Below are 13,238 nucleotides of genomic sequence, written 5' to 3'. Positions count from 1 at the left end.
ACCCAGGCTTGGTACACTGAACGTAATCAATTGCAAAAGGCAGTAGATTGGCAGTTTACTACTGCCGATGCTCGGATTCGACTGAAGCGCCTCTATCCACAAATTGAAAACTGACAGTCCACTAGTCTAGTCACTGAAAAACCTGAGTGATTGAAAAACCACGGGAAGAGATGCAGACCCATTTCTCCCGTGGTTTTTAATATTTAGCGGCTGAGTTGTCGCGATTGCTGGCCCATTATTTCTGAGTATTAGCCTCAGGCACAAAGGGTGTACCGTTGCGGAACTCTCCAGCAAAGCGTTTGCCGTTGGAGAAAACCATGACTCCTCGGCCTTCAGGCTGTCCACTCCGGAACTCCCCAGAATAGCTGCGATAGACGGATCCGGCAGGATAGGAACAGTTGCCTCGCCCCGAAAGTTGACTACTAAAAAAGACGCCCTGGCAACGGATCCCTTTAGATACAAAAACACCTTGGCCTTTGGCTTGCCCTAAATAGAAGGTACCGGAATAAATATTTCCGTCATTAAATGTAAAAACACCTTGCCCGTGGGGGCTACCTTCTTTAACAGAGCCAGTGTAGCGATCGCCATTTGCCATGGTAAATGCCCCTTGACCGTGGGGTTGGCCGTTTTTCATGCCCCCTTCGTAGCGATCGTTGTTGGCAAACAGAAACATTCCTTGTCCATTGGGAATACCATTCCGCACTTGGCCTTCATAGCGATCGTCATTGCTGTAGACAATCACCCCCCGACCGTTAGGCATGCCATTGCGCACTTGCCCCTCATAGGATTTGTAGGGAGAAGAGCCGGGATTTTCCTTAGTATAGGCGCAAATCCAGGTATCTCCGCCTCGGCGTTCACAGCGGGGTTTGACCATATCATCACTGGACTGGGCCTGGGCAATTCCCGCCCAACCACTCATCATCCCCACCCCTGCCAATGTCAGGAGCGAAACCCTAAACAGTTGCTTTTTCTGTGTAACCATAACGGTATCAACTCTTAATCAAGTAAACAGTGCTAACAAAAATCAAGGAATGGTGGAGTTGATTGAATGGGGTGATCTGGACGATTTTGCCCTAGTCAATCGCCGATTTTTTTAGCCAGGAGCGAACCCAGTTCACGGGTATAAGCTTCTTTCAGGGTACCCGCTCTCATCTTTCTGCGTACAAAAGATTTTATGCCCCATAGATTTTGTGCCCTAGGATTTGATGCCTCAACTTGGGTGCATCAATTTTGATGCACTATTACCGAAGGTCAGCGGGTAAAGGGGTTTTAGCCTCGACCTTATAGCCCCTTTGTTGAATCAGTTGCTGCAAGCGATCAACCCGACTTTTGGGTGCAGGGTGAGTTGCCAGAAAGTCGATTTGTTTGCGATCTTTCTTGCTGACCCGATCGAAGAAATCAACCGCTCCCGCTACATGACCATAGTAGGTATTCAATAACTGAAGTCCGACTTCGTCAGCCTGGGTTTCTTGGGATTGGGAAAACTGGGCGCGACTAAGGGCTGCGATGCTGGAGGCCCCGAGGGACACCAAGGATCCCCCATCTCCTGTAAATGCAGTAAAAGCAAGTTGAATCAGGAGCGCATTGCCCAAACCTCGCAGGTGATCCCGATTGGTAAAGTGACCCAATTCATGCCCCAGTACCATGACTAACTCATTTTCCGACTCTGCCTGGTTCAGTAATCCTTTATAAATCAGAATGCGATCGCCAGGAATGGCCGCCGCATTCACGATCGATTGGGGAATATAGAGGACTTGGTAATTGCGGCCTTTACGTTTGTCCGTAGGCAGTTTGGCTTCTAGCTGATCCAGAATTTGATTCAGCTTTTCTTGGGTGGCTCCCGCTTCGGCCATACGTTCATAGGTCGGCACGATTGCAGCTCCCAACCTTTGCTCAACGCTGGGAGGAATCCACCAGATAATTAAGTGGACAATCACAGAAATTAGCCAGATTGTGCCAATCACGAAGCCAATACCCAGCACTGCCAGCTTAAAGAGATCAAACCCGCTAGACTCGGGATTGCGATCGCTGTGGGAGGCGGTACCAGAGGGAATTTCGATCGGCATACAACAAGCACTCCTTCAGAACCTCGGGCTGGTTAAGGGATATCAAGCAGTCTTAGTCGCTCTTGACGGGACGGAAGGCATTGAGAAAGTTCAGTAAAGGATTGAGATGGCGGGATTGAATCCACAATTTTCCTTGGCCGCTAAATCGGCAAACCAAGCCTTCTCCACCAAAAATGCTGGTTTTCAAGTTTTTAAAGGACAAGCCCCCTAGCATTTCGACGTTGTAACTCAGGGTATCTTCAAAAGCAACAACATAACCGGTATCTACAACATAGGATCCATTGATAGGAATTTCCAGAATGGCCCCATAGGAACTAAACCAGATATCCCCAGGGCCGATCGCCTGCACTAGGAATAACGATTCGCCACTGAAGAAACCTTTAAAGCCTTGAAACTTGGTATTCAGTTCCACTGTAGGGCTACAGGCTACAAATCCTGAAGACTGCACCATGAGCGATCGGCCACTTTCCACGCGATAATAACAAATATCACCGGGAACGCCAGGGGCAATGTAGATTTCGCCCGGTTTGCCTTGGGCAGTAAATTCGCTAATGAACAGTGATTCGCCGCTGAACATGCGACCAATACTTTTCATCATGCCCCCCCGCATTTTGGATTTCATTTCGAGGTTGGCATCCATTGCGGCCATAGCACCCGCTTCCACTAGAATGGTTTGGTTCGTTTGGAGGTTGACGGTAAGCCCTGCGTAGGCTGGAGCATGTTCAATTTCGTAGGTATAGTCACTCATGACGTTTCAAACAGTAGGGTTGGCGATGGAAAAGCTGTAGCGAGGAGGAAAGCTTTAGCGAGGCGGAAGTTGACTGCCCACCATGCGACCAAAGGCACCGGGATTGTGGGTTTGGCAGTAGAGTTTGCCCCGGCCTTTGAAACGACAAATCAAGCCTTCTCCGCCAAAAAATGCGCCCATCCAACTTTGGTTGGCTTTTCCGATCGTGAAACTCAGATTTTTTTCAAAGGCAACAATATGCCCCGTGTCTACCACGTATTCCCCATCTACATCAATTTCGTAAATTCCTCCAAAGGCACTCAGCAGAACAAGTCCCGAACCGCTAGCAGTTAACCAAAAAATCGATTCGCCGGAAAATATTGACTTCAAACCTTGAAATCCCAATTCAATATCCACACCGGGCGTACTCGCCATGTAGCCCGTCGATTGGATCACCAGTTCAATCCCTTTGAGCTGGTAGGGCAGGATGTCCCCCATTAACTTAGGTGCTAGGTAGATTTCCCCCGGCTCCCCATAGGTGCGGAAGACGCTGAGAAAGAGCGATTCACCTGCCAGCATCCGCTTGAGCCCTCCCATGATGCCGCCGCCCTTGCCTTTACGCAGGGTCGTGCTGACGTTGAGGTTGCTGCTCATGGCCACCATCGATCCCGCTTCGGCAACCAATTCCTCATTGGGAGCCATGTCGATTTTGGCGATCGCGCTATCCGGTTGGTGCAAAATATCCAGTTTCATAGTGAATTACGCTAGACAACTTAATCATTGTGATTGGGTCAAATCATGGCTCCAGAAGGGATTGAGATGAACAATCCGTTTATTTATTGTCTGGATGCCTTACCTTGGGGACTACCAACGAATCTTGCTGCGGAGGAAACCTACTAAGCCACTGATGCTGCGGGACTGTAGATAGACTTCGCCCTTACCCGTTAGGCGGTTAACCAGCCCTTCTCCCGAGGTAACAGAGCCAATCAGTCCCCCGGCTAGCTTGATGTTCATTTTGATGCTGGGATCGTAGGCAACGAGGTGACCAGAATCGACAATGTATTCTCCATTGACTTGTCGCTTGCTGAGTCCTCCGTAGGCTCCCAGAAAGACAATGCCATTGCCACCAACCTTGAGTTTGAATAGTCCCTCGCCCGCTAACCAACTGGAAAATCCTGCCCAGTGCACGCCCAAATGCACATTTCCAGCATGGGCAATGTAGGCTCCGGGTTGGAGACAGAGTTCACGATTTTTCAGTTCAATACAGGTAACGTCCCCGATCGTGGATTGAGTTAGCACCACTTGGCAGGGCTTTTGGGTGGGATTGCTAAAGGTATTAATAAAGAGCGATTCCCCCCCTAAAAACGTCTTTAATAATGCCGGGATCAGTCCACCGGAAAAGGAAGTTGCGATCGTCACGCCACCGTCCATGCTGGCCATCGCTCCGGCTTCAGCGACCAGGCGTTCACCCGGATTGAGGGTAATAAAAACGGTGGCAAAGGTGGGTTTATAGCGAATGTCATATTTCACAAAGGGCACTCCTTCAGATGAATGAACCAGTGTGCATAAAAATTGCGCGGGGTACTGACTGCGCGGGGTACTGAGAGATCTCTAGCGAAGGTTGGCGAAGGTTATGCACTTAAACTCAGGCTACCCAACGCTACATTAGCGATAACTTCAGTGGTCAATTGTTAACTTCCCGATCGAATCCGAAGGTCGCTTCAATTGCGCCTTAGATTTTTTGATAATGGTATCCCTCTAGCTATATCGTCTGAGCTCAAGATGACTGTGGGAGATCAGCCTAAAAAAAGCTTGTAGGCCGGATTTTGGCTCTCGTCCCAATAGCGATAACCGAGGGTGTCTAGAAAAGCCTGCCACTCAGGCATTTCCTGCGGCGGGACTTGCATCCCTACTAGAATGCGTCCATAGTCAGCACCATGATTGCGGTAGTGGAACAGGCTGATGTTCCAGTTGGGACTCATGCAACTGAGGAACTTAATCAACGCGCCGGGACGTTCTGGGAACTCGAAGCGATAGAGCAGTTCGTGATCGGCCAAAGTAGAGTGACCGCCCACCATATGGCGCAGGTGCAGCTTGGCCAGCTCATCATCGGTTAGATCGATCGTTTCAAAGTGGTTCTGTTCAAAGATTTCCTTGATTTGCACCGCATCCGATCGCTGGCTAATCTGTACCCCAACAAAAATGTGGGCTTCCTTTGCATCGGAAATACGGTAATTAAATTCGGTAATGTTGCGAGTGCCTAAGCATTCACAAAACCGCCGAAAGCTGCCCCGTTCTTCGGGAATCGTCACTACAAAAACAGCCTCCCGCCGTTCACCCAGTTCCGCACGCTCCGCCACAAATCGCAACCGATCGAAATTCATATTGGCCCCACAGGCCACGGCTACCAGGGTTTGATCGCGAATGCCCGTTTTTTCCACGTAGGCTTTGACTCCGGCGATCGCTAACGCTCCAGCGGGTTCCAGGATCGATCGAGTATCTTCAAAGACATCTTTGATCGCCGCACAGGTAGCATCAGTGTCTACCAAAATAATGTCGTCCACGTATTGCTGGCAGAGCCGGAAGGTTTCTTCACCCACTTCCCGCACCGCCACACCATCGGCAAACAGCCCCACCTGTGGCAACCGAATCCGGTGCCCTGCTTTCAGTGATTGGCACATGGCATCGGCATCCACGGGTTCCACTCCGATAATTTTGGTTTCCGGGGATAGCCGTTTGATATAGGCCGCAATACCGGAAATCAGTCCCCCACCTCCGATCGCCACAAAAATAGCGTGGATGGGCTTTTGGTACTGGCGGAGAATTTCCATCCCGATCGTGCCCTGACCCGCAATCACATCGGGATCATCAAAGGGATGGATAAAGGTTAGGCCCTTTTCCTGCTCCAGTTGCCGAGCATGGGCATAGGCATCATCGTAGGTGTCCCCATAGAGCACCACTTCTCCCCCCCGTGCCGCCACTGCATTGACCTTCACCTGGGGCGTGGTCACGGGCATGACAATAATGGCTTTAGTTCCCAACTGTTTTGCACCCAGAGCCACGCCTTGGGCATGGTTACCAGCAGAGGCCGCAATGACGCCCTGAGATAACACCTCCGGCGACAGTTTTGCCATTTTGTTATAGGCCCCCCGCAACTTGAAGGAAAAGACCGACTGCATATCTTCCCGTTTCAGCAGGATAGTATTGTTCAACCGTGCCGATAGGTTATGCGCAACTTCCAGGGGAGTTTCCTGGGCAACATCGTAAACACGGGCAGTCAGGATGCGTTCTAAATAGTCGGTGTGCATTGTTGAAGAAAGCGCAGTTGAAGAAAGCGCAGGTAGAAAAAGGTGGCCGATCAAAGATGGTATGGGAACGGCAGTTCTTGAAAAGGAACCTTTCTTACTCTACAACTGCAAAGCGCCCACCTTAGGAGCGCAACCTTAAGGATAAACCCCTCATCAGCATGGCTGGATAGAGCCAAGGAGCAGAGAATGTCTCGTCACTACGGACAAACACTATCCCATCCCAAGACAAGCAGAGAACTGTAGAACCCCTAGAGAAGCACTCAACAAATATGTTAAAAAACATTAAAAAACTCAGCCAATGAATCGAAGTTCGAAACTAGCTGAGTTTTGTCAGAATTACCACTTGGGCGAAACCACCCTCGTACTAGAGAGCCTAACATTGAGGATTTTGAGGATTTATTCTTCCTCCGGAACTTCATACAATCTTTTTACCAGCTCCCTCGATCGATCAAGGACAATCAGGCGCTTGAAAATGGGAAGAAATGACGAAGATAGCAACAAATTCTGCGCTCTTTTCCCTAGGGTCTAGGAGCCTAGCTTTATAGTATTTCTAAATAATTTTTTATCTTAGACTTACATCCTAAGTGCCAATCCTAAAGCACCAATCCTAAAGCACCAATCCTAGTCTGTTGCAAGTTAGACAGGCCATAATTGCCAGTATCTTGTCCTGTCTGCAATCCATCAAGCAAATCATGTAGAGGTTATCGGCAGGAGCCCTGTAAGACAACCGTCAAAGCCCCTTCATGAAATTCTGACCCGAGTGTGGCTCTGACCCGAGGTGGAACCCGGATATGGCTCTAGCCTGGATGGCTCTAGTCCGATGACAAGCCGATCACAGCAGTAAACTTTATACAGAAATTATTATGGTGCTTCAAGGAATCGATATCTCAGAATATCAAGGTGAGATTAACTGGTCAGCCGTCAGCACAACCAATACCGTCTTTGGGGTGGCTAAAGCATCCGAGGGCGTCCAGTCTCGGGATCCTATGTTTCTGCGGAACTGGGCTGGGATGAAGTCCGCAGGTTTGATGCGCAGTGCCTACCATTTTTTCGTGGCGAATAAAGATCCCTTGCTGCAAGCCAAAAACTTTCTAGGGCTCACCCAATCGGTTTGGGAAGAGAGCGACCTCCCCCCTGTATTGGATTTAGAAAAAAGTTATGGCTTGGATCCCAACACGGTCATCGATCGGGCGGGCCAGTGGCTAGATGCGGTGGAAGCAGCTTTGGGGCGGCAACCGATTATCTACACCTTCCCGAGCTTTTGGCATGATGCCTTAGGAAATTCACCTCGCCTTGCCCATTACAAGCTGTGGATTGCCCACTACGAAACCAGTAATCCTTGGGTTCCCGGTGGGTGGAATACGTGGACATTTCATCAATATACGGAGTCTGGAAAGGTGTCTGGGATTGCCGGAGCCGTCGATCGCAATACCTTTAACGGCGATTTAGACTCCCTAGCCAAATTTCTCAAAGGCAAACCGCCCCTACGTCAGAGCTACGAAGGGCAAATTGTCTTGGAATTACAAAAATTATTGAAGACTAAAGGCTTTGATGTTGGCTCCCTAGATGGAGATTTTGGAGCAAAGACAAAAAGTGCTGTTCTTGCTTTTCAAACCGCGCAACAACTGGGAGCCGATGGCATTGTCGGTACTAAAACTTGGAATGCGTTACTGACGAGTAGTGGCATGGCTACGCCCCAGCCGCCTTCCAACTCGACGATGATTAATGTTTGTCGTAGTTATAAAGCTTTAGCCCACCAAGATAAAGCACTGCAATGGTTGCAAGCCAATATTGCACAGCCCATTCTCGATCAATTTACCCTGCAATGGCGACAAACCCAGTCTCTTGCAGGGCCACCGCTACTATTGATCAATGTTTGTAAAAGTTACAACGCCCTCCCTCACCAACAGCAAGCCTTGCAACAACTCCAACAAAAATTGACCCAAGCCACATTGTCCCAGTTCCTAACAATTTGGCGGAACCAAGGATGACATTAGGCCAGGAGGAGAGGGAGAGAACCCTGGGTCAAGTCGATGATTTCCGTCAATTTCTACCCAATATTCTGGGCTCTGCTCAAGATTCTGGTGAAGGGGACTGGGCCTAAAAGCGATAGAATCAAGGCCAATTCTAAAAAGCAACGCACTCCAGAAGGAGTCGATCGGTTTGCTTTCGTTTAAGTGAAGGAGCGATCGCGGTTGGTCATTCAAACACAGCAAACGGATAAGCCCCTCAGAGTAGTTGTGATTGGGGGTGGAGCAGCGGGCTTTTTCGGCGCGATCGCCTGTGCAGAAGCCAATCCCTCAGCCCAAGTCACTGTGCTAGAAACCAGTCGGGAAGTCCTTGCCAAAGTCCGCATTTCCGGTGGGGGACGCTGTAATGTGACCCATCACTGCTTCGACCCCACTGCCTTGGTGCAGCATTATCCACGGGGGGCAAAAGCGTTGCGTGGGGCTTTTTCCCGGTTCCAACCAAAGGATACGATCGCTTGGTTTGCAGCACGGGGCGTAGAACTCAAAACCGAAGCCGATGGTCGCATATTTCCTAGCACTGACGACTCTGGAACGATCGTGGATTGCTTGATGAATGCAGCTCGAAAAGCGGGCGTCAAACTGTGGTTAGGAGCCATGGTAAAAACCGTGGAAAAAGTGGGAGAGACCTTTCGGCTACAGTTGCGATCGGGAGATGAATTAGTCTGCGATCGGGTGTTAATCGCCACGGGCAGCAATCCCCAAGCCTACCAGTTGGCAAAAGCCTTAGGGCATACGATCGTGCCCCCTGTCCCTTCTCTATTCACCTTGACGATTCGAGATCCACGCCTACAGGACTTAGCAGGCGTCTCTGTCAGCCAAGCCCAGTTGAAACTGCAAATTCCGGAAGACACCACCAAACTGGAGCAAACAGGCCCTGTCTTGATTACCCATTGGGGGCTGAGTGGGCCTGCGGTGCTCAAATTATCGGCTTGGGGTGCCCGCATCCTGCATCAAACGCGGTACCAAGCCAAACTCCGCATCAATTGGCTGCCCAGTTCCACACCGGATAATCTGCGGCAAGAACTGTTGAAAGTAAAATCACAATTGGCCAAAAAAACAATTTCAGGGAATTGTCCCGTTATGTTGCCCCGACGTCTGTGGGAAAGCCTTGTGGCCCAAGTGGGAATCGCACCCCAAACCCGTTGGGCAGACTGTTCTAAAACCGCAATGAACGCTCTGATGCAGGAACTTTTTCAAGGAGAATATGTCGTTGTAGGTAAAGGTGTCTTTAAGGAAGAATTCGTGACCTGCGGGGGCGTGGAACTGAAAGAAGTGGACTTTAAAACCCTAGAAAGTCGGGTGTGTTCTGGCCTTTATTTCGCCGGGGAAGTGTTAGATATTGATGGGGTGACGGGGGGATTTAATTTCCAAAGTGCTTGGACTACGGGCTGGCTAGCTGGGCAGGCGATGGGGCAGATCTTGCATTGATCCTCTTGCATAGATCCTCTTGCATAGATCCTCTTGCACGATATGGATGCATAAATCAGCTAAATGCACCGTTAGAGTTCCGTATCAGGGTCTGTATGAGTTGAGTTTTAGTTGAATCACATCAAGACAACAGACTAGGAGGTCACTTAATGAAGGGACAAATCACGGGATTTGGCATCCTGATTGCGATCGCAGGGAGCCTGGGGGTCACCCCTATGGCACGGGCTGACTGGGCTGGGCAGATTTATTTTGACGGGGAACAACGCATTGTCGAACAATCCCGCACCATCATCATTAACGGTCAAAATAGCGAACCCACCATTATCTACGAAAAGTCGCAGCAATTACAACCTAGTCGCTGGGGGGGCACTGCCACGTATTATTCCCATGGAAATCGTCATGGGAATCGTGACAATTGGCCACAGCGCAGATTCCCAGTCAGTACTCCCTTCCCAAGCTATCCATCGGTGGTCTATCCTGCTGTCGGGCAACCGATCGTCATTAACAATCCCCAGAATGTCTATATTGCGCCCCGTCGACACTCAGGCTACCACTTCCGCACAAGAGTCTGTACGACTAGCTTTGAGGGCATTCGTACCTGTAATGACTGATCCAGTCGTGTTGATTTAGGTAGGCTGAATCCAGCTTTTACAGACCCCAGCCCTCCTGTTCTAGGTCTTCAATCACTTGCATTCCACGGGTATCCCCGAGCTTCAGCATGGCAGATTTAGCATCCTCTCGCACGCTGAGATCGTCATCTTCTGCAAACGCTTCGATCAGAGCGTCCACCGCCGTGGCATAGATGACATTAGAGGGCAGTTCCCGACACAGTTCCCCGATCGACCAAGCACAATTACTGCGCACCGCAGACACCGGATCCCGCCGTAACCCTTCAATCAGCAGGGGGATGGTAGCAATCATTTCCTCATAGCCGATCGAGGCCATCTGAGCTAGGGAACTCGCTGCCCACAGTCGCACCGCAGAGATGTCATTTTTGAGCGCTTCTAATAAGGTCGGCAGAGTTCGCTTGTCCCGACAGTTACCTAATGCCCAGACAATGCCTTTGCGCACATACCCATTCCAATCCTGGTTGTACTGATTAATCAACGGTTCCACCACATCTGGACTGGTATTGCGCCCCAGACCATAGGCAGCACTGACCCTTACCAAGGCACACCGATCGTTCAGTAATTGAATCAGAGGGGCGATCGCGCGAGTATCTTGCAGTTCACAAAAAACCCGTGCCGCAGTCATGCGCTGCTGGACATCGGGGGAACTGAGCAGTGGCAAAACCTCCTCAGGATTGGGCTTGGGAACCACTTCTTCTGGGGAGATAACCGGGAGCCGATCTAACGGATCTTCTAAATCGGCTTCTAAATCGAGAACGCTTAAATCATCATTGCTATACATAACTTTTAAGGGTATCGGGTAAAGGGTGCCTGGGTAAAGAGGCATTCAGTTCGCCGATGGCCAATGATAGACTCTAACCAGGGTAGGTCAGGAATGGTGACTCGATCATTGCGACTTGGTCACCACAACTTAGTAACTACACAACCTAGCAATTACACAACTTAGTAATTACAACTTAATAATTACAAGCAGTAACTACAAGCTTTCGAGGTAGCTTAGGAGATCTGCCATTTCCTGAGGACTGGGCTGAAACTGTGGCATGGGTGGCGTGTTGCCGCTAATGACTTGCTCAATCAGAGCTTGGCGGGATTTGTGGCTAGAAACCCCTTTTAAACTAGGGCCAACCTTGCCATCTGCCATTAAGCCATGACAGCCGGAGCAGTTCATTTGAAAAATGGCGTGACCTTGAACAATATTCCCTGGGCGAGTCAGGACACTGCGGATGTAGGGGTCAGGACGCTTGAAAGGAACCATTCCCATTAAGGCACAGCCACAGACTAGCAGTAACGCCAGAAGCCCTAGCGCCGCCTTACGATTAAAGCCTTCAGTTTTGACCAATTGCTCGTTCAAAGGTCTTCGCTATATATCGACAATCTAAAAGGAAAGTTACAAGACTCTCTACACAAACAGTAACAAATTTTAGTCGCCCCAGTCCATGCAAATCTACGGATAGCAATCAGGCGAAGCTTTATAGGGCTATATTCGATCGCTGCTTGATCACTATAAAGAGTATGGTTTTATGGGAATTTCTTCACACAAGGTGATGTTTTGACTGCGAAACAGATTACCATAGGACAGGGTCATGAATTGATACAAATCTGCTGCTCAAAAGCGGCATGATTGTGCAGTGTTTTTGTGCGGCATTTGTTGTTGTGTGGCATTGTTGTTAGGAGACAAGAACATGGTTGAACCGATTTTGTTGGGTATTGTCCTGGGTTTAGTTCCTGTAACGATCGCAGGTTTATTTGTGGCGGCTTACACGCAGTATCGCCGTTCTAACCAGTTTGAATAGTTTTGAGTGAGTTATTTCACTCAGGTGCTTTCACTGAGGTCAGAAAAATTTTCCTTAGGAATCTTGCTTTTTGTCAGGGTTCCCGTGAGTTATTGGAATTGGCAAATCCCTCTAGTTTGAAGCTTGGGAATGAAGGATCCTTAACCTCATTCAAACGGTTCTACTTGAGGGATCAAGACACCTAATTCAGCCCTCTCACCCCCTAGGGACAATATCGAGTCAAGGAAGCTTGACGATCGCGCTACAGATCGTCAAGCTTCGTTTTTAAGGGCCTAAGCCCAGTCAGCCTGCCTGGATCAACCTGTCCGTCATCACTAAAAATGTGAGAGTTTCGAAATAGAGTTGTCATGACCTTGCCATATGACCTGCCTAAGCTAGAAGGACTAAGCTAGAGCAGTGCACCTTTGGGACAATGTCATGGAACCCTCGCTAATTAAGTTTTTATTGTGGGATACCTTTCACATCATTTATGTCAATCGAACTTGGATGGGCTGGAATTTGTTTTTAGCCATTATTCCATTGGTTTTAAGTGTTGTCTTATTTCGGGGAGATGAGTCAGGTGCTGCGATCGTCAGGCGATCGCAGGTCACTCAGGAAAGGCTTGTTTCTCAACGAATACCATCACAAACTCGAACGAGAAACGATCGTCCTGCAGTTTTTTGGCAGCAATATACCGCAAAATTATCCACCTTAATTCAGAGTCATTCTGGGCTTTGGTGGGTAGGGTTCATCATCTTTGTAGCATTTCTACCGAACGCACCTTATATATTGACTGATGTGATTCACTTAGTAGAAGCAATTCGAGGTGAATCTTCCATTTGGCGTAGCTCGTTAGTGTTTATTCCTGTGTTTTTAGGATTTATGTTTTTAGGTTTCGAATCCTATGTTTTAAGTCTTATCAATTTAGGGTTCTATTTACATAAATCTGGAAGAGGTCGTTATATCTACTGTGCAGAGCTTATTTTACATTTCATGAGTGCGATCGGAATTTATTTAGGTCGTTTTGTTCGATTTAATAGCTGGGATATTGTGACTAATCCAGACGGTCTCGTTAGTTATGTGCTTGATGATTTACTTCGACATCAACCGATCTTGGCGATTGGGTATACCTTCATCATCATCACAATATTGTATTTACCTATGAAGGAAGTAACACTGGCCATGATCGCCTACCGTCAACTTAATCGTTCCAAAAAGTTCCACGATCGCTTGATTTTAGAATAAGTCATCAATTTTGAAAAACTAGCCTCAGAGGGA

13 protein-coding genes are annotated in these 13,238 nt (G+C 48.8%); 5 read left to right on the top strand and 8 right to left on the bottom strand.

The genetic code is table 11. The features are described from left to right. Positions 1–235: 235 nt before the first annotated feature. The 6 genes from ACN4EG_RS13400 to ilvA all read right to left on the bottom strand — a co-directional run bounded on the left by ACN4EG_RS13400 (position 236) and on the right by ilvA (position 6,152). Positions 236–982, bottom strand: a complete 747-nt coding sequence (locus ACN4EG_RS13400) for an MORN repeat-containing protein (RefSeq protein WP_431630087.1) — start codon at positions 980–982, stop codon at positions 236–238. A 259-nt stretch (positions 983–1,241) separates the two neighbouring features. Beyond that, the gene (locus tag ACN4EG_RS13395; RefSeq protein WP_431630086.1) at positions 1,242–2,066 is read right to left on the bottom strand and encodes a M48 family metallopeptidase; all 825 of its coding nucleotides are present in this window, start codon (positions 2,064–2,066) and stop codon (positions 1,242–1,244) included. A 52-nt stretch (positions 2,067–2,118) separates the two neighbouring features. Then, the gene (locus ACN4EG_RS13390) at positions 2,119–2,814 is read right to left on the bottom strand and encodes a TIGR00266 family protein (protein WP_431630084.1); all 696 of its coding nucleotides are present in this window, start codon (positions 2,812–2,814) and stop codon (positions 2,119–2,121) included. A 54-nt stretch (positions 2,815–2,868) separates the two neighbouring features. Next, positions 2,869–3,546 carry a TIGR00266 family protein gene (locus ACN4EG_RS13385; RefSeq protein ID WP_431630082.1) on the bottom strand — a complete coding sequence of 226 codons (678 nt, stop codon included), beginning with the start codon at positions 3,544–3,546 and terminating at the stop codon, positions 2,869–2,871. 111 nt (positions 3,547–3,657) lie between these two features. Next, the gene (locus tag ACN4EG_RS13380) at positions 3,658–4,323 is read right to left on the bottom strand and encodes a TIGR00266 family protein (protein WP_431630080.1); all 666 of its coding nucleotides are present in this window, start codon (positions 4,321–4,323) and stop codon (positions 3,658–3,660) included. A 266-nt stretch (positions 4,324–4,589) separates the two neighbouring features. Further along, on the bottom strand, positions 4,590–6,152 hold the full coding sequence (gene ilvA / locus ACN4EG_RS13375) for a threonine ammonia-lyase, biosynthetic (protein WP_431630089.1): 1,563 nt from the start codon (positions 6,150–6,152) through the stop codon (positions 4,590–4,592). A gap of 812 nt (positions 6,153–6,964) precedes the next feature. On the opposite strand from ilvA, the gene ACN4EG_RS13370 reads away from it, so the two are divergent. From ACN4EG_RS13370 to ACN4EG_RS13360, 3 genes are all read left to right on the top strand, one after another. Beyond that, positions 6,965–8,092 (top strand): GH25 family lysozyme, encoded by a 1,128-nt coding sequence (locus ACN4EG_RS13370; protein WP_431630079.1) that lies wholly within the window; start codon positions 6,965–6,967, stop codon positions 8,090–8,092. Positions 8,093–8,296: 204 nt separating this feature from the next. Continuing rightward, complete coding sequence (locus tag ACN4EG_RS13365) at positions 8,297–9,559, top strand: BaiN/RdsA family NAD(P)/FAD-dependent oxidoreductase (RefSeq protein ID WP_431630078.1); 1,263 nt, start codon at positions 8,297–8,299, stop codon at positions 9,557–9,559. 149 nt (positions 9,560–9,708) lie between these two features. Beyond that, the gene (locus ACN4EG_RS13360) at positions 9,709–10,170 is read left to right on the top strand and encodes a hypothetical protein (protein WP_431630076.1); all 462 of its coding nucleotides are present in this window, start codon (positions 9,709–9,711) and stop codon (positions 10,168–10,170) included. A gap of 37 nt (positions 10,171–10,207) precedes the next feature. On the opposite strand, the gene ACN4EG_RS13355 is transcribed toward ACN4EG_RS13360, so the two are convergent. Further along, complete coding sequence (locus ACN4EG_RS13355) at positions 10,208–10,969, bottom strand: HEAT repeat domain-containing protein (RefSeq protein WP_431630074.1); 762 nt, start codon at positions 10,967–10,969, stop codon at positions 10,208–10,210. 195 nt (positions 10,970–11,164) lie between these two features. Further along, complete coding sequence (locus ACN4EG_RS13350; protein ID WP_431630073.1) at positions 11,165–11,539, bottom strand: c-type cytochrome; 375 nt, start codon at positions 11,537–11,539, stop codon at positions 11,165–11,167. A 331-nt stretch (positions 11,540–11,870) separates the two neighbouring features. Here ACN4EG_RS13350 and petG point away from each other — a divergent pair, with 331 nt between their 5' ends. Further along, a complete protein-coding gene (gene petG, locus ACN4EG_RS13345) occupies positions 11,871–11,981 on the top strand; it encodes a cytochrome b6-f complex subunit V (RefSeq protein WP_190572098.1) in 111 nt (36 codons plus the stop codon). Between the two features lie 417 nt (positions 11,982–12,398). After that, positions 12,399–13,205, top strand: a complete 807-nt coding sequence (locus ACN4EG_RS13340) for a DUF1361 domain-containing protein (RefSeq protein WP_431630071.1) — start codon at positions 12,399–12,401, stop codon at positions 13,203–13,205. The last annotated feature ends 33 nt before the right edge of the window (positions 13,206–13,238 follow it).

This window comes from Alkalinema pantanalense CENA528, assembly GCF_050753345.1.
In the GTDB taxonomy this organism is placed as follows: Bacteria; Cyanobacteriota; Cyanobacteriia; order Leptolyngbyales; family Leptolyngbyaceae; genus Alkalinema; species Alkalinema pantanalense.
Note: the sequence above shows the minus strand (reverse complement) of the source record. Positions and strands in the feature narration are given on the sequence as shown.